This window comes from Leptolinea tardivitalis, assembly GCF_001050275.1.
Lineage (GTDB): Bacteria > Chloroflexota > Anaerolineae > Anaerolineales > Anaerolineaceae > Leptolinea > Leptolinea tardivitalis.
On record NZ_BBYA01000011.1, the window covers coordinates 185089 to 202063 of the forward strand.

The 16975-nt window shown below is 48.5% G+C and carries 19 protein-coding genes; 17 read left to right on the top strand and 2 right to left on the bottom strand.

All coding sequences use genetic code 11. The annotated features are described in order from the left end of the window. Positions 1-48 precede the first annotated feature (48 nt). Entirely contained in the window at positions 49-1116 is a 1068-nt protein-coding gene (locus LTAR_RS13710; protein ID WP_062422833.1) for a glycosyltransferase family 4 protein, read from the bottom strand. Next, positions 1103-2509 (bottom strand): glycosyltransferase family 92 protein, encoded by a 1407-nt coding sequence (locus LTAR_RS13715; protein WP_062422834.1) that lies wholly within the window; start codon positions 2507-2509, stop codon positions 1103-1105. Before LTAR_RS13715 ends, LTAR_RS13710 begins: the two co-directional genes overlap by 14 nt. 306 nt (positions 2510-2815) lie before the next feature. Here LTAR_RS13715 and LTAR_RS13720 point away from each other — a divergent pair, with 306 nt between their 5' ends. The 17 genes from LTAR_RS13720 (at position 2816) to LTAR_RS13800 (ending at position 16970) form a co-directional block, all read left to right on the top strand. After that, positions 2816-4057 carry a flagellin N-terminal helical domain-containing protein gene (locus LTAR_RS13720; RefSeq protein ID WP_158423445.1) on the top strand — a complete coding sequence of 414 codons (1242 nt, stop codon included), beginning with the start codon at positions 2816-2818 and terminating at the stop codon, positions 4055-4057. Between the two features lie 103 nt (positions 4058-4160). Beyond that, on the top strand, positions 4161-5897 hold the full coding sequence (gene fliD, locus LTAR_RS13725; RefSeq protein WP_062422836.1) for a flagellar filament capping protein FliD: 1737 nt from the start codon (positions 4161-4163) through the stop codon (positions 5895-5897). A 67-nt stretch (positions 5898-5964) separates the two neighbouring features. Further along, positions 5965-6255: a flagellar protein FlaG gene (locus LTAR_RS13730; RefSeq protein ID WP_062422837.1), complete on the top strand. Its 291-nt coding sequence runs from the start codon at positions 5965-5967 to the stop codon at positions 6253-6255. A 348-nt stretch (positions 6256-6603) separates the two neighbouring features. Beyond that, positions 6604-6894 (top strand): flagellar protein FlaG, encoded by a 291-nt coding sequence (locus LTAR_RS13735; protein WP_062422838.1) that lies wholly within the window; start codon positions 6604-6606, stop codon positions 6892-6894. A 191-nt stretch (positions 6895-7085) separates the two neighbouring features. Beyond that, the gene (locus LTAR_RS13740; RefSeq protein ID WP_062422839.1) at positions 7086-7364 is read left to right on the top strand and encodes a flagellar protein FlaG; all 279 of its coding nucleotides are present in this window, start codon (positions 7086-7088) and stop codon (positions 7362-7364) included. Positions 7365-7463: 99 nt separating this feature from the next. Then, entirely contained in the window at positions 7464-7823 is a 360-nt protein-coding gene (locus LTAR_RS13745; protein ID WP_062422840.1) for a flagellar export chaperone FliS, read from the top strand. A gap of 215 nt (positions 7824-8038) precedes the next feature. Further along, positions 8039-8491, top strand: a complete 453-nt coding sequence (flgC, locus tag LTAR_RS13750) for a flagellar basal body rod protein FlgC (protein WP_062422841.1) — start codon at positions 8039-8041, stop codon at positions 8489-8491. A 33-nt stretch (positions 8492-8524) separates the two neighbouring features. Continuing rightward, positions 8525-8821 carry a flagellar hook-basal body complex protein FliE gene (gene fliE / locus LTAR_RS13755; protein ID WP_062422842.1) on the top strand — a complete coding sequence of 99 codons (297 nt, stop codon included), beginning with the start codon at positions 8525-8527 and terminating at the stop codon, positions 8819-8821. A gap of 39 nt (positions 8822-8860) precedes the next feature. Further along, on the top strand, positions 8861-10519 hold the full coding sequence (gene fliF, locus LTAR_RS13760) for a flagellar basal-body MS-ring/collar protein FliF (protein ID WP_062422843.1): 1659 nt from the start codon (positions 8861-8863) through the stop codon (positions 10517-10519). Then, the gene (fliG, locus tag LTAR_RS13765) at positions 10512-11537 is read left to right on the top strand and encodes a flagellar motor switch protein FliG (RefSeq protein ID WP_062422844.1); all 1026 of its coding nucleotides are present in this window, start codon (positions 10512-10514) and stop codon (positions 11535-11537) included. Before fliF ends, fliG begins: the two co-directional genes overlap by 8 nt. Beyond that, positions 11521-12483: a FliH/SctL family protein gene (locus LTAR_RS13770; protein WP_062422845.1), complete on the top strand. Its 963-nt coding sequence runs from the start codon at positions 11521-11523 to the stop codon at positions 12481-12483. Before fliG ends, LTAR_RS13770 begins: the two co-directional genes overlap by 17 nt. Then, positions 12480-13820: a FliI/YscN family ATPase gene (locus LTAR_RS13775; RefSeq protein ID WP_062422846.1), complete on the top strand. Its 1341-nt coding sequence runs from the start codon at positions 12480-12482 to the stop codon at positions 13818-13820. The genes LTAR_RS13770 and LTAR_RS13775 overlap by 4 nt, the downstream gene beginning before the upstream one ends. Further along, entirely contained in the window at positions 13810-14295 is a 486-nt protein-coding gene (gene fliJ, locus LTAR_RS13780) for a flagellar export protein FliJ (RefSeq protein WP_062422847.1), read from the top strand. The genes LTAR_RS13775 and fliJ overlap by 11 nt, the downstream gene beginning before the upstream one ends. Then, a complete protein-coding gene (locus LTAR_RS13785; RefSeq protein WP_201776000.1) occupies positions 14285-14800 on the top strand; it encodes a lytic transglycosylase domain-containing protein in 516 nt (171 codons plus the stop codon). The genes fliJ and LTAR_RS13785 overlap by 11 nt, the downstream gene beginning before the upstream one ends. A 15-nt stretch (positions 14801-14815) precedes the next feature. Continuing rightward, positions 14816-15217 carry a flagellar basal body rod protein FlgB gene (flgB, locus tag LTAR_RS13790; RefSeq protein WP_062422848.1) on the top strand — a complete coding sequence of 134 codons (402 nt, stop codon included), beginning with the start codon at positions 14816-14818 and terminating at the stop codon, positions 15215-15217. A 4-nt stretch (positions 15218-15221) separates the two neighbouring features. Continuing rightward, positions 15222-16487 carry a flagellar hook-length control protein FliK gene (locus tag LTAR_RS13795; RefSeq protein WP_062422849.1) on the top strand — a complete coding sequence of 422 codons (1266 nt, stop codon included), beginning with the start codon at positions 15222-15224 and terminating at the stop codon, positions 16485-16487. Positions 16488-16499: 12 nt separating this feature from the next. Then, entirely contained in the window at positions 16500-16970 is a 471-nt protein-coding gene (locus LTAR_RS13800) for a flagellar hook capping FlgD N-terminal domain-containing protein (RefSeq protein WP_062422850.1), read from the top strand. Positions 16971-16975 lie beyond the last annotated feature (5 nt).

The window sequence follows — 16975 nt, forward strand, 5'->3', positions numbered from 1 at the left end:
CATGAAGGGATAAGGAGTCTTTCACGCGGTGCCTATCAAGAAAGAAATTCATACTGAGCCCAGATCTTCGCGGAATCGATTTTGCCATTGTCTGGCGATTACTGGCCAATCATAATATTTAACGACATCCAGATTGTGCAATGCCAGACGTTCGTATTCATTGTCATCTGAAAGAATTTTTATCAGGGCTTTTTCCCAGATTCTGAGCCAGTCATTCCCTGGAGCAATAAGCGGATTTTGCCAGGCGGTCTCAATTAATGCACCCACGCTGGTGCTCACCACAACGCACCCGGCGGCCATAGCTTCCATGGCCGCAATACATGATGTCTCTGGGAATGTGCATGGATAGGCAAGGGCACGGCAAGATTCTGCGGTTTCACGCAATTCTTTTTGCCCGACCACTCCACGATAATTTATTCCCGGCAGGTTTCGGGCTTTTTCGAAAAGCTGCAAAAATTCGATGTTATCTTCTGCATTGTAGACTTTCATGGATGAAAAGATATGCAGTTGAGCACGGGGTACCGCCTGACGGATAGCCGGCCAGGATTGCAATAACAGATGAAGCCCTCTGAATGGTGTAGAAGCATAGTAGCACCAGGGTTTACGCTGACGTAATGTGGTTGGATTCACATGGAATTTTTCCATTGGAATCCCATTGGTTGTCGGGATGATCTTTTCAACCGCAAGGTGCAGTGATTTAATCCACCGTACCTGTTGATAGGTTGAGAGCAAGAAAAGGCCGGTCAGCCGTTTATAAATCGGTAAAGCGACTTCCGGTTTATGAAGGTCTTCCACCAGTTTCTGGTCAACATCATCTTGGCACCAGAGATAGTTAACCTTACCCGGATATAAACCCAGCTGGAAAACTTGCCACACGCGTAGAGAAACAAATACATCGCAAGTCAGGCCATTAAGTAGATCCGCATCTGTAATAATCCGTACCTGGTTGCCCATTTGCCTGAGGGTATCTGCCAGCCGCAGGGCGGCTGTCTCACTGCCACCCAGCGGATTGAGTTCGGGATAGTCGGGTTCGTGAAGGCGTTCTCCGTGGGAAGAGAGGATATAAAAGACGATATCCAGCGGCCTGTCTTGATGGGTGTGTCTATTTCTGGTCATGACCGACCTTTCCTTCCAGATTCATCAGGGATACCATTTCCTGGAACAACACATGGCTGGATGCCAGTTCGGGTGTCAGCTGTGGAAGTAATAACCGGGCTGTTTCCATAGCCTGCTCCTTCTTCCCCTGTTTCCATTGTGAGAGCGCCAGGGCGGCAACGCCCAGCGGTTCCAGGTTGCCATAACTCTGGATCAGGTAGGAACATTTTTCCGCCTGGGCATAGTCACCGATGGCATAAAAGTAATCCACCATGCAAAACAGAAGTGTCCAATTTCTCGGTGACATCCGCCAGCCCTGTGCCAGAGCTTCCCAGGCGGCTGGGAAATCTTTCATTTCAATACAGGCAGAGGCAAAATTGCCGTAAAAATTCAGATCATGGGGGAACTGCCGAATCAGTCGGCTGTATAACTGCCGGGCTTCCAGAAATCGGCCAGAACCCATATAGTCCATGCCGTCTAGAAGATCCTTAATAAGGTCTACCATTTCTTTGCGATCAGTGATTTCCTCCACCGGCGCTGCGTTACATGGGGGAGGAAGGACTGATTCGGCTGCCGTAGACATCAGGCCAAGGAACTGTGTGGATGTCGGGTCGGTGAGGGCAGCGAAATTTCTGGCTCTGGCTGGCGGAAGTTTAAGATGATGTATGATTGCCCATGGCGCGGCTTCGTCACGAACTGTGCTGTTTTTCGAGATATCAATCCAGCGCTGGTTGGAATAGGCGTCACCCATGTCTCCCCGGCCGCGGGATAGTTTATCTTTCCATTCCTGCGCCGAGCGGGTATAGTAATGGTTCAACTGGATTTTCTGTACACTGCAGGGAAAATACTGTGTATCCACCCGGCTGCCCTGTTCATTTACGCAATAGTATCCTTCACGAAACATGAAGGAATGCGGCGAAACCGGAAACATCACTTTTTCCGGCTGGATGATGGCTTTCACCGATCGGTTTTTGGATAGCTCTTCCGGGGTTCGCATCAGATAACCGGCTACCTGCCCGCAGCGGGGACGGTTCTGGTTGCCGCCAGGCCCGAAGAAAAGCGAACTTAAAGCCAATCCGCCGTATTGTTCAAAATCTCTAAGGAATTCGGGGATGTCTTTCCCTGTTTTGGGCAGAATAAATTCATCGGTGTCGATAAAACCGATCCAGCGGGAGTAATGGCCGTAGGTTTGCAGGCAGTGATCATAAGCAAAAAGCTGCCTGCCTTTGCCATGGATGGTATTGCAGGTTACCCAACCTTTCTGGATGTAGTCACTGATAGATTCAGCCAAAGGAACAGTGGAATCGTTGTCATATATCCAGAAATGTTCCACCCCGAATAAGATATGGTAATCAAGCCATTCCTTGAGGTACGTATTCTCATCTTTGGCGATCAAACATAATGAAAGGTACATAGAATTATTGTAGTATATGTGCTTCAGCCGGTTGTGGTTTTAGTCCCCAATATTTATGCAATATTCACGCCGAAATTCAAAAAGGGCTTAAGTTTTCAGGCTGATCTACGATAATCTTCTATAGATTGATCAAAGGATACACTGAAGGAGGCATTATCGTAGAGATACCTGCCAGAAAATAGTGAAGGAACGCGAACCGGTTATCAGGGTTCCAGACCGGAAGCGGAAAATAAAAAAAAAAGGAACCCAAATTCCCAAATGCTGGGGGAAGGAACCCCCGGCGAACCACAAACATGGAGGTTTGAAATGGCTAATCAAGATGTAACTCGTATTGCTTCAAATATCGGCGCTTTGAATTCCCTGTGGGCTTTGACCTCTGTTAACAAACAGTTAGGCGTTGCCCAGACCCGGTTGTCAACCGGTAAGCGCATCAACTCTGCCGCCGACGATCCCGCCGGCCTGACCATTGCCACCAAATTGAATGCCCGCAGTCAGGGTTTGCAGGTGGCTCTTTCCAATATTGGCGATGCCAAAAACTTGCTGGCTGTTGCAGAAGCCGGTGTCGGCCGCATTACCGACATTCTTGTGCAGATGAAAAACAAGGCCAGTCAGGCAGCTTCTGACACCATGGGTAGCGCAGAGCGCGATGCCATTAAAGAACAGTTGAATGCCTATGCCGCACAGATCGATGATATCGTTGACCAGACTGCCTGGAACGGCAACAAATTGATCAGTGGTAATTATAAAGACACGGCTCTTTCCTTCCAGACAGGTGCCGATGCCAATGACATAACCAATGTCAGTGGTCTGGTCAACCTGGCCGCCACCGGTGATACCGGTCTTGGTCTGGCGGTGAAATCCACAACTTCTGAAGCAAAAGTTGGCGCACAGGCCACTACGGTTTTATCTGCTGCCACCACAAGCGGCACAATCAATGCCAACCTGACCCAGCTGGGGACCGGTACTTACACCGTACGCGTCACGGTCAACTCCAATACCGGCGCCGATGACAAGATTGAACTGCTTGATGCTTCCGGCAACGTGATGAATATTGCCCAATCTGATACCGGTACTGGCACTGTGGCCAAGAGCTGGACGACTGATCTGCATGCTGGCGGCGACATCGATTTTGGTAATGGCCTGGTTGTCACTTTTGCGGCTCTTACCTCTGATACCGCTCCCGTAACTGCCACAGTCAACTATTCCGCCCAGGGTGAATACACGGTAAAAGCGGGTGGCTCAACAGGCAATGCTCTGACAACCGCAGCAGATTATCGGCAACTGATGACCACGTTGGAAGAAAAGCTGGACACAGTCAACGGTATTATGTCCAAGATTGGTGCCTTCACCGGCCGGTTGGAATTCAAGGAAGAACAGGTATCTGCCGCCCAGATCAACGTTGAAGCTTCTTACAACCGTATTATGAACGCCAACATGGCGGAAGAGCAGGTGAATTCGAGCAAGTTCCAGATCTTACAGCAGACAGCCATTGCGATGCTGGCTCAGGCCAACCAGGCTCCTGCTTCCCTGTTGACCCTCTTCAAATAATCCTTTGATCAAAACACCCTTCACTAACACGTTTTGACCCCGATGGGGGGAGCCGGTAACGGCTCCCCCCAAAGTACAATCAAGAACCGCCGCGGAGGCGAAAATGGCAAGTTCAGTTTCTTCATCCACTTCCAAATCCGGCATCGAAAACCTGGATTCTTACTATCAGAATCTGATCAATTACACTCTTACCCAGGAAAAACAGCCGCTTACCCGATTAACGGAACAGAAAGATACCATCACCCTTAAGAAGGCGGCGTATACGGATTTAAAAACCAAGTTTGATGCCCTGCAAACCGCCATCAATAAACTCCGCAGTTCAAACACCGCCTACGATCTTAAACCGGGGCGCAGCGTTACCGTAACACCGCTGACCTCAGGAACCACTGTGGCCACGGCAACCGTAGGTTCAACCGTCTCCGCCGGGACATATAAATTATCGGTGACTTCGCTGGCGACTGCCCATGAAGTCCATTCCACCCGCCAGACCTATTCCAACCAGGCTCTCGGCCTGACTGGAACATTCGTCATTGGCGGTGCTGCCCAGCGGAGCGTTTCTATTGTCGATTCTCTGCCCGACACAGTTTCTTCTGTGGATGCTGGCAGTTCCAGTATTATCCTGCCCGGACAAAAAGAGCTGGGTACAGGTTCGTATTATGTTGAAACCCGTAACGATGCCACTTCTGGCTGGCAATTCCGCATAGTGGATTCAGAAGGCAATGCCCAGAGCATTCAGGAAGGTTCGTCTGCCGAATTTACTTCTGCCTGGCAAAGCATACCCACTAACGGCGGCAACTACGATACCGGCCGCGGGCTTACCGTAACATTTGGTACCAATTCAAGCCTGTATACGGCTGCCAACAAAGCCAGCGGTGCTGTTCAACTTTCATATACAGCCAAGGGCGCTTCCATCTCTGTAACAAGCGGGATGAGCCTGGTGGATATCAATTCTGCTATTAATGCCGCCACCTATGGCACCGGGAATGAAGTGGTATCTTCGATCATCAACAACACACTGGTGTTGAAGAACGGGGCGACTGGTTCAGCTCATGTGATGCAGGCTTCCGACACGACCGGGAGTGTGCTTTCCAATCTGGGGGTTCTCTCCGGCGGCGTACTCAATACCAAAGTCAGCCCGATCAATGCGTCTTTCTCGATCAATGACATGGAAATGACCCGAAGTTCCAACACCGGGCTTACCGATGTTATCAGCGGCATGACGCTGGATCTGGCTTCTGATGCCGAAGGGAAAACAGCCAATATCGTTGTCAAGAGTGATGCCTCAACCTCAACATCAACGATCAATAGCTTCTTAACTGCTTTCAACGATCTGACATCCTATGTTCGTACCAAGACCAGCACAAAAAAGAATGATGATGGTACCTATACTCGTGGTACGCTGGCGGGTGAATATGCTATACGATCAGTTGGCAATGAATTGATTGCCCTGATGAATCAGGACTTCACCAACACTGGCATTTATTCCAATTTGTCAGAAATCGGTATCACTGTAAATTCTGACCTGAGTGCCACCATCTCGGATTCTTCTGCCCTGACTACTGCCCTGAAAACCCATTTCAGTGACGTGACGGCATTGTTAGATGCTGCCATGAATTCCATGGCGAGTAAGGTGGATTCTTTTGCCGGAACAGAAGGATATGTCAACAAAACCATAACCACCCAGAATTCCACCATCACGAATCTCAACAGCCGGATTAAATCCATCAATGAACGATTAACCCGCCGAGAGGAATCTCTGGTGAAATACTATGCTGATTACCAGGCGCAGATGGAGACCTTTATGAATCAATCTAAGATCAATTCAGCGCTCTACGGATAATCAGGTTTTAACAAGTGTTGTACCGTCCCTGACAAGGATGTCGGGGCGTTGGGAAAAGGAAGGAGCCATGTCTGATCCTACAATTTCCTCCCTTGGCCGGGCAGCTGTTGAACTGACCGGCAGCCTTACTTCTCCAAAGCAGGAGAAGAAACCGGAAAAGCCAGCGGGCCAACCGGTGAAAGCAACACAGGCAGCACGCTCTTACAATGCTACCAAGTTGCAGTTCCAGGTGGATTCCAAGACCAATGACGTTATTATTTTGATCAAGGATAAGGAATCGGACAAAATTGTCCGAACCATCCCTGCAGAAGCCATCAAGGATATTCCACCAGGTCAAATCCTGCAAAAGTCAGGTTAAGGCGGCAAGAGGCTGTCACCGAAGGGACAGCCTCTTGCTTTAATATATTTCAGACTTGTCGAGTAAAGTCAATCCAGACATAAATTTAATGGGTTGCTCTATTCCAATCCCCAAAAACCTCATTCGAGTTTTCCAATTTGTTTCACATTCTCGATTTTGCCCGGTTTAAACTCTTTCGTGGTTGTAGAAAATCCATAAAAATGGATAAATCAATTCAATAAATCTCTAAAGTATTTTTCCATTTTGCCGATAAGAAGAACAGAGATAAGAGTAGTAATCAGCAGAATGCATTAACCATGAAGGTTGATGCACCCGAAATAAGAATTCGGGGCAGAAAGGCAGGATGCCATGTCAAATTCCATTTCTAATCCCGTTGGACGCGCAGGAATTGAATTGATTGGTTCGATGAATCGAACTGAGCAAAAGCCGCGCCCGGCCGTCAAACAGCAGGAAGCCAAGAGTGCTTATGCATCGAATTTAGCTGGCAATAACACACGCCTTCAATTTAGAGTCGATGATAAAACCAACGATGTGACCATCATGATCATGGATAAGGATACAAATAAAGTCATTCGGACCATCCCACCGGAAGCTATCAAAGATATTCCCACCGGTCAATTGATGGAATACTCTACCTGAGTTTTATTAACGGTATCAATCGCGGAAGCGTGTCTGCCAAAGGCAGACACGCTTTTTTTATTTCAGACTTTAATTCTCTCTTTATGCATAAAATCTATTGATCAACCGATTATAGATATAGAACTGGTCATGGAGGACCAGTCCAGCAAGCGGCAGAGATTTATCTGCCAGTGGACGAAAGGAAGGATCCTATGTCTGAGTTCTTTGTTTATTCTGTTGGAAAGTCCAGGCAGCAACCACCGGCGCAGGTAGAACCACGGCACACATCTGCTGAACCATCTGAACCGAAATCACCTGTTCCCATGTACACCTTTCCTGGAAACACCCGGTTGGTTTTCAAAGTGGATGAGACCAAACACGAAGTTGTCGTTATGATAATAGATGAGGCCTCGTCTAAAGTCATTCGCACCGTGCCTTTAGACGCATCACAGGAATCGCAATCAGGCGGTTTGATCCAAAAAGATGCGTAATCATCTTTATGCCAATTTTACAGAATGGCACTTCAGAGACAGACCGAATAACCGAATATAGTATTTGTAACACCAGTGAAATTCAGGAGGACGCATTCAATGTACAACCAGGGCCAGGTTTATCGGAAACAGGAAGTACAAACAGCCACGCCGCTGCATCTTGTCATCATGGCCTATGATCTGGCGATCCGGTCATGTGATCAGAAAGACATGGTTACAGCTTTGAAAGCGGTCAGCGCCTTGCGGGATGCCCTCGATTATAACTATGCTGAAATTGCTATGAATCTTCTGGCACTGTACAACTGGTGCCTGGATTGCATCCGGAAACAGGAATACAAACAGGCCAGGCAGACTCTGGCAGAATTACGGGAAGCCTGGGTTACGATTGAAAACCAGATGAATGCTCCAAAAGCTCATCCGGCCTCTACTGGAGTATCAATGGCTGTTCGCACAGCCTGATAAAAAAGCACCAACCGTGTAATCCAATCTATTCGCTCTGGGAACAACCGTCAGAGGGGGCAATCTGGCGGGGTTTCCGATTCTTAGACTTCTTTCACGCGTTTTTTACACATCATTCATTTCACTTTTACTGTTAATAAAAGGTGGTCATGTTAACCTATTTCCAGAGCGAAGAAACGGTTGTCCGATTTCGTTAATTGTTAACGGAGAGTCTTATGAGTTTTTGGACGAGTTTAAAAATCTCATCATCTGCCCTTTTTGCACAGCGTTTACGTTTGGACACGATTTCCAATAATGTAGCCAACGCCGAGACTACCAAAACTGAAACGGGCGGACCTTATCAGCGTAAGGATGTGGTTTTCACTGCCAACAACAGAGTGCCATTCCTGGCGAACCTGATGTTGACAAACCGGTCAATTGGCGAAAAAGCTCTGAATCTTCAGGGTGTGAAAGTGGCTCAGATTAAGACAGATACAACTCCCGGCGAGACTGTCTATGATCCAACAAATGTAAATGCTGATGCCAATGGTAATGTCACGTATCCAAATGTGAATCTGGCGGTGGAAATGACCAACATGCTTTCTGCCACCCGTTCATACGAAGCCAATCTTTCCATGATCGATGCTGCCAAGACAATGGCCACTAAAGCCATTGAAATAGGCAGCTGATCTCCACTGATTGAATAAGAGGAGAGCACTCCTATGAATGTTCCAGGAATTCGTACATATCTGCCTTCACAGGTTAATTCCACCGGAAAAACGCCCGCTACGAATACGCTAAAAGAGGTTGGCAAGACCTTTGACAGCATGTTGCAGCAGTTGAGCGATACACAGCAGACCAGTGATGATCTTCTGACCAAATTGGCGGCTGGTGAAGATGTAGATATCCATCAGGTGATGATTGCCGCAGATCAGACGGATATCAGTTTCCGGATTGCCCTCGGTATTCGTGACAAACTGGTAGATGCCTACAAAGAAATTTCTCGGATGAGTGTTTAGTCCCTTCGGGGTTCCAGATAAGACTAAGGATTCGGATATATGTTAGCAAAAGTAACCACCCAGGCCACATCTTTTTGGGAAAAACAAAAACCGACACAACGCGTGTTGATCATTGCCGCGGCCGTTCTGGCTCTTGTAATGGTTCCGGTATTGTTTACCTGGGCTACCCAGCCGACCTATACAGTGGCTTACAGCGGCCTCGATGAAACAGATGCCGGGGCAATTGTGGAGCAACTCAAAACACTGGGTGTTAGCTATAAATTACAGGGAACAACAATCCTGGTTCCCGCCGATAAACTGTATGATGTACGCCTGCAAATTGCCAATGCCGGTTTGCCCAAAGGCAGCAGCACTGGCTATGAATTATTCAGTCAAAATACACTGGGGATGACGGAATTCACCCAACGGGTAACCTACCAGAGGGCTATTGAAGGTGAATTGGAACGCACGATTGGAAGCCTGGATGCAGTGGAAGGTGTTCGGGTTCATATTGTTCAACCCGAAAAAACTTTACTGGCTTCAGATCAAGCTCCTACCACAGCCTCGATCACCATTCAGGAACGGTCTGGCCGACAGTTGGATGCCGGTCAAATTCGTGCCATCACGTATTTAACAGCCAATGCTGTCGAGGGGTTAACCCCTGAAAACGTGGTTGTTGTAGATACAAACGGCGTTGTGCTGGCTGCGGGAACCAGTGATGCCAATTCTGGCGCACTCTCACAGGTAGACAGCCGGCGGGCGGCTGAACTGGCTGCTGCCCAGGATGTTCAGAAGAAGGTTAAGAGCCTTTTGGATACAGCTCTGGGTCCAAATAAATCGGTGGTACAGGCTTCTGTGCGGTTGGATTGGAGTGACAAAGAAATTACATCCACCACCTTTGAGCCGACCCCCAATGCTATAAGCAGCTCTTCCAAAATATCTGAAAGTTATACATTGGAAAACGGCACTGCGGGCGGTGTGGCAGGCGCCACATCAAATTTGCCTACACCGGCAGCCGCTGCCACTACTACCACAGGTTCTCCAACGCTTTATCAGCGTTCAGAAGAAACGATTAATTACGAAATGGCCCAGGTTCAAAATCACCAGATCATCCGGCCTGGCATGGTGGATAACATCAGCCTGTCTGTTCTGGTGGATGGAATCAGTGACCAGCAGCAACTTCAAACACTGCAGTCGGCCATTGCCGCTGCCGCTGGAATTGACCAGAAACGCGGTGACCAGCTTTCAGTGCAGTCGTTGACATTCGACAAGACCTATGCACAAAAACAGGAAGAAGATCTGGCTGTGGCTGACCGTACCCGCATCATCATCATGGTGGCAGAAATCGTAGGAGGGCTCCTCCTGCTGGCCGGTCTGTTCTGGTACATCAGCCGATTATTGAAGAACCTGAAAGTAGCTTCCATCGATGTCTGGGAACCTGTTTTAAAGGCTGCTCCTGAATTGGCAGCTCCTCAAACGGCTGGCGGATTGGAGCTGGCCTCTGGAGCTACCAGTCAAAAACCTGCTGGATTATCGGCTGCTGCGGCTGCAAAGAGCAGTAATCTGTTGCAGGAGGCTTCGGCTAAATTCCAGCCCAAGGTGACCAGTGCTGAAGAACAGAAGATGCAGCAATTGATCACACGTCTGGCAGAAGATAATCCTGCGAGTGTGGCGGATGTCATTCAGATGTGGATGAACCAGGATAAGAAGAATGGCTGATCAGGAAAGTCAGATAACCGGCCTTGAAAAGGCCACGGCGTTATTGCTCACTCTAGGCGTTGAAACGTCTTCACGGGTATTGCAATACCTGGGTGAAGCTGAAATGGAACGTCTTCTTCTAACCATCAGTGAAAGCGGATCTGTACAGCCGGAAGTCCGACAGACGGCTCTTGAAGAAGCGTATGCTCTGAGCATTTCCGGGGTAGATCTGGTTGGCGGTGGAACCGAATACACACGCCAGCTTCTGGCCAGGGCAGTAGGTCCACGCCGTGGCGCAGAAATTTTGGAACGTATTTCAGCCCGGCAGCAGATTTCTTCGTTTGAGATGCTTCGAAATGCTGATCCGGCTCAGGTTGCCGTGCTATTACAGGATGAACACCCGCAAACCATTGCATTGGTGCTCTCCTATCTGGAAGCCAAACTGGCTGCCGATATCATGACCAATCTGCCAAGCGACCTGCAGATCGAAGTTACATTGCGGCTGGCCCGCATGGACAGAGTATCACCCCAGGTTGTCCAGGTGGTCGAACGCAATTTGAAACAAAAACTATCTGGTGTGCTTTCTGCCGCAGATTTTCGGGCAACAGGTGGTGTAAATTTCCTGGTCAAAATGATGAATCAGGTGGACCGGGATGTTCAGAAACGGATTTTTGAAGCCATGGAGCCAAAAGATCCGAAACTTGTGGAAGAGATCCGGGCCTCCCTGTTTACCTTTGGTGACCTGGCGAGTATGGATGACCGCACCATGCAGCGTGTACTGCGTGAGGTGAATAAGAATGACCTGGCACTTTCACTCAAAGGCGCTCCGGAAAAACTTAAAGAATTGGTATTTCGCAACCTTTCTGAACGCGCCCGCGATAGTTTGAAGGAAGAAATTGAAATTCTCGGTCCGCAGTTGGCGAAGGATGTTTACGCTGCACAAAGAAAAATCATCGAATTGGTCCGCGCCCTGGAAGAAGCTGGTGAAATTGTGATAGTCGGTTCAGGTGGAGGATCTGGTGATGCCGTCATCCTTTAGGGTGATCAAAAACGGACAGGAAGATGGTATCTCTCCGTTTTCATTAAACGGATTGAGTGCTTTTACTGCCGATGAGGTTTCGTCTGGGGACGCAACCCTTGAAACTTCAGCCACCGTTGTCCATCCATCCGAATCCCAGCCGAAAACCACCCAGGCAGCGGTTGAATCACCTGCTGCCCGAGTGACAACGGCTGTCTGGTCAAAAAAGCATTCACCTATCATCGAGGATAACCAGGCAAGGAACGATATCCGAATGTGGGTGGTTCAGGAATTTATCAAAGAGAATCGCAAGAAAAGTGATAATCCTTCAGAACCGGCCGCTCCTGTTGCGGCGCCTCCCGTGCAGGATTATTCTCATCTGCTGGATGAAGCCAAAGCGAAAGCCGATGAGATCATCTCGACAGCCGAAAAAAATGCGGCTGCCATTCTTGAACAGGCCAATACTGACGCTGAAACCATCAAGCAAAAAGCGTTTATGGAAGGCATGACAGCTTCCCGTAACGAAATCTCTCAGACGCTGCATCAGGTGAAACGGATATTTCAAGAGGCACAACTCTGGCAGGAACAGGTCATGCGGGAGAGTCAGGGTCGGATTATTGATATGGTTCTGGCAATAGGAAAAAAATTGTTTGGTAATGGTTTTGAATTACCTGCCGAACAAATTGATCATATCGTCAGCCGGGCTATTAATGAAGCCAGTCGATTGGGGAACCTGCGGATTTACTTGAACCCGGAAGATGCCAAATTGCTGGTTAATCTCTGGCAGGAATCAGAACTGACTATTAACGGCCAGCAAATACAGATTGTATCCAGCCAGAATATTTCACGCGGCGGTTGTTTTGTTGATGGACAATTCGGTATTGTAGACGGACGGGTGGAAGAACAAATTGATCAGATTAATTCTTCCATCAAGACAGCGGAAACGAATATGGAGATAAAAGAATGAACCAGGTGAATCCTGTTGATTTCTCTCCATTGCTCCGCTCGCTGGATAATTGCAATGCTTTGCGTGTGTCTGGCAGAGTGGTTCAGGTGATCGGACTGACAATTGAGGCTGTAGGGCTTGATTGCCAGATCGGTGAAGTTTGTGAAATTCGAGCCCGTTCAGGCGAGAAAATTCTCTCAGAGGTGGTGGGTTTCCGCAACAGCACCACTTTGCTCATGCCTCTGGGGAACATGGAAGGAATTCAACCAGATAGTTCCATCTATCCGCAAAAAACTGTTTTACGGGCACCAGTCGGATCTCAATTGCTCGGGCGTGTGCTTGATGGACTGGGCGAGCCAATCGATGGCAACGGCCCGCTGGGAGAAGTCGAGACACGGCCGATTAACAATGCCGCGCCCCACCCAATGGAGCGGCAAATTATCACCGAACCCCTGGTGACGGGTGTACGGGCGATTGATGGATTCTTGACCTGCGGTAAAGGTCAACGTATGGGCATCTTTGCCGGTTCAGGTGTTGGTAAAAGCACTCTGATGGGGTCAATCGCCCGCAGTTCCCATTCCGATGTATCTGTGATTGCCCTGATCGGTGAACGCGGTCGTGAAGTTCGCGATTTTGTCGAAGGTGATTTGGGTAAAGAAGGTCTTGAACGATCTGTGGTGGTAGTTTCAACATCTGACAAACCGGCCTTGATGCGCTTAAAAGCGGCTTACGTTGCCATGACGATTGCCGAAGATTTTCGTGATCAAGGTATGGATGTAACCTTCTTGATGGACTCGGTCACCCGGTTTGCCATGGCACAACGAGAAGTTGGACTGGCTATTGGTGAACCGCCTGCTAGCAGGGGCTACACTCCATCTGTATTTGCCCTGCTGCCTAAACTGTTGGAGCGTGCCGGTACCGGACAGCGCGGTTCAATCACAGGTTATTTCACCGTATTGGTGGAAGGCGATGATTTCAATGAACCCATTTGTGATGCCGTCCGCTCTATTCTGGATGGGCACATCATTCTCAGTCGTCAACTGGCCACCCGCAACCATTACCCGGCCATTGATGTTCTGGGAAGTATATCCAGAGTCATGCCGCACATCACCTCTCGTGAACACCGCAGCTGGGCGGCCAAAGCACGGAGATTACTGGCCACATATGAAAAAGCCCGCGATCTGATCAATATTGGTGCCTATGTGGCTGGCAGTGATCCCGAAGTGGATGAAGCAATTTCTGCCATGCCCATCATTGATTCATTCCTGTTACAGGGAAAAGAGTTCTCTGAATTTTCAGAGACGTTATCTCAATTGGAGAGCATCGGGGGAGAAATAGGAGTTGATCATGCCGCCTAAATTCTCTCTGCAGAATGTTCTGGATTATCGACACAGTAAAGTAGAGAAGTTGGAAGTCACATTTGGTCATTTGCAGAACCAATTGCAGAATGCCAGGGATCAACTGGGTTCTTTGGAAAAAGAACGCGAAGGGTTGCTGCAAGAACTGGCTTCATATCAGAATGGTGATCTAAATCTGCAAAAAATTCTTCAAGCCCGCACATTCTTAAAACGTCTTCAAAAAGGGATTGACCGCCAGAAAGGTGAAATCGCCAATCTGGTCATTGAAGTGGAGAATGCCCGTCAGGCGCTGATTCAGGCTAAGCAGGATGAAGCCGCTCTCGAGAAATTAAGCGAGAAAGAATTGCAGATATATACCGAACGCGTAAATATGCGTGAAAAACAACAACAGAATGATATTTACATCAGTCAGGCGCATGCTGCCAATGAAAAGAAAATGCGCGAAAGGGTTTCCAATGTTCGATATGTCTTCTAGCTCCACCTCAAATGTTCAGATGGTCATGATTCAGGCTTTGATCAAACTGCTCGAAAAGACGCTGGCCGGTAAGGGATTATCCGGTGATCTGTCTGAATTATCGGGTTCCTCAACAAGTAAAAAAGCTGGTAGCTTTGAATCGATCATTCAAAAAGCCAGTGCCAAATATGGCGTTGATGCTGATCTTGTCAAGGCGGTCATTCAAAACGAGTCTGCGTATGACCCGGAGGCCGTTTCTTCTGCCGGGGCGATGGGACTTATGCAGCTCATGCCGGCAACGGCAGCCAGTCTGGGGGTTGAGAATCCACTCGACCCGGAAGAAAACATTGAAGGTGGGGTGAAATTACTGCGTGAATTATTAAACCAGTTTGGCGGAAACCTGACCAATACTGTGGCTGCATACAACGCCGGAGCCGGCGCGGTGCAGCAATATGGCGGAGTTCCCCCGTACCAGGAAACGCAATTATATGTAAATCGGGTTCTTTCTACCTATGGAAAGAGCTAGAAAGGGATTCTAGATATGACAGATCCAATCACGGGTGATTCTTCTCTCAATATTGCCAGCAAGGCAATGGATGGGTTGTCTTTACGCAGAAATGTCATCAGTCAGAATGTTGCCAATGTGGATACCCCAGGGTATCACGCCCTGGAATTGAACTTTGAAAGCGAGTTGAAGCGGTCCATGAGTTCATCACCGAAATTGAGTATGAAACTGACAAGCCCCAAACATCAGCTTCCAAAGGATCAGGCATCCGGTCCTTATATGGCAAAACTCCGCTCGGGAGGAACTGAACGGGCGGATGGCAATAATGTCGATATCGACCAGGAGTTAGTGGAAATGACCGAGACCGGCATCCGGTACAGCGCACTGACTACGGCCGTTACGAAAAAACTCAGTCTTTTAAAAAATATAGCGAGGTGAGCCTATGATATGTGCAGATGTGCAATCGTTGGCGCGTGCTGCGCCAGAAACGACATCCACCCCAAAAATTTCGTATGGGGATCCGGGCAGTTCGTTTGATCAATTCCTGCAAGCTGTAAAAACTGATCGTTCTGTGAAGAACGAAACCTCTTCCACTGATCGGATGGTGGAACGGAAATCTTCTCGAGAAGACAGGCAGCCTGAACGGACAGAGACGGTGGACGAGAAACCGGTTGAACAGAAACCCGTCGCGCAGAAAAAGACCGACGAAAAACCGGTAAAAGAAACCAAACTCGATGACACTGCCCCATCGGAAGATGCACAAAAGGCAGAAGAGATTGATAAAACCCTGCAAGAGGCTATGGCTGCTGCTCTAGCTGTACAATCTGCTGCTGCCCAGGTACAACAGCCGGAGACACAGGTTGACACAGCTAACGCTGATGTCGCTGATGCCGAAGTAGCTGTCCCTGCTGCCAATGTGGCGGTTATGCAAGCTCCGCAGCAAACTGTCATACAACTGCCGGAAACCGAACCTCAGCCGTTGCCGGACGAGCTGAAACAGGCTGTTCAACAGCCAAATACCGAAGTGAAGGATTTTCAGAATCTGGCAAATACTGCCGCTCAGAACCTTGAGAATCAGGAAGCGGTCAATCAACCGGCCGTCAATACCGCGGTAACCGAGAGCACACCCAAGGGCGAGTCTTCTCAGTTGAAAAACCTGGATGCCCAGGAACCAGCCGTCAAATTGGTTGACATCACTGCCCAGGCAGATGATATGGCGCAGGTGGATACAAACAACCAGATCAATAATGTCTATGCCCTGGCGAATGCCAAGACCGACAATCTGGTTCAACCGAAAACGCTTCCCATGATCCAAAAGATCAGCCATGAAGTGACCGAACTGGCTCGTGAAAACGGGAAATCATTGCGCATTCAAATCCATCCTGAAAATCTGGGAAAAATCGATCTGAAATTGATGTCAAACAGCGATGGGTTGAAAGTTGTCATGACGACCGAAATCCCGGCTACGGCAAAACTTCTGGAAACTCACATGGATCAATTGCAGCGTTCACTGGCCGATGCCGGTCTTTCCCTCAGTGGAATGTCAGTTAACAGTCAGGGTGCGCAAGGCCAATCCGCAAATTCTTCACTCAACCAGTCACAGCCTGGCAACACAAAAAATTCTCTTCCTGTTTTCCAACAGGATACAGAGGCAACTGTACCAGTGAAAAGCCAGGTTTCAACGTCCGGTTTGGATTACCGGGTATAAGCGAGGTAGAAAATGATAAAAGTTGGAGATCGAAACTATACCGGGGCCGCGAGTGAAACATCCTCCTCGAGTAAGTCAACAACGTCAACCCAAAATACCAGTGCTGATTTTATGAGTTTGCTGCTGGCTCAGTTGACTAACCAGAATCCTCTTGAGCCTATGGATGACACCGAGATGGTTTCACAAATGGTTTCAATGAACAGTCTGGAAGAATTGCAGAAGATCACCAAAGCCATACAGACCATGTCACAAACCAACCAGTTTGCTTCAGCCGCTACTCTGATGGATAAAACGGTTACCTATCTGAACGATGACGAGGAACCTGTTTCAGGCAAGGTAAGCGGAATCACCATGGCCAATTCCGAAGTCTACCTCACAGTAGGTGGCACATCCGTAAAACTTTCGGATATCGTCAAGGTTACTTCTTCTTCGACAGATAATTCAACTGTTAAAGAAACTGATGCCACGGAAACGGAGGCATAGGAGAA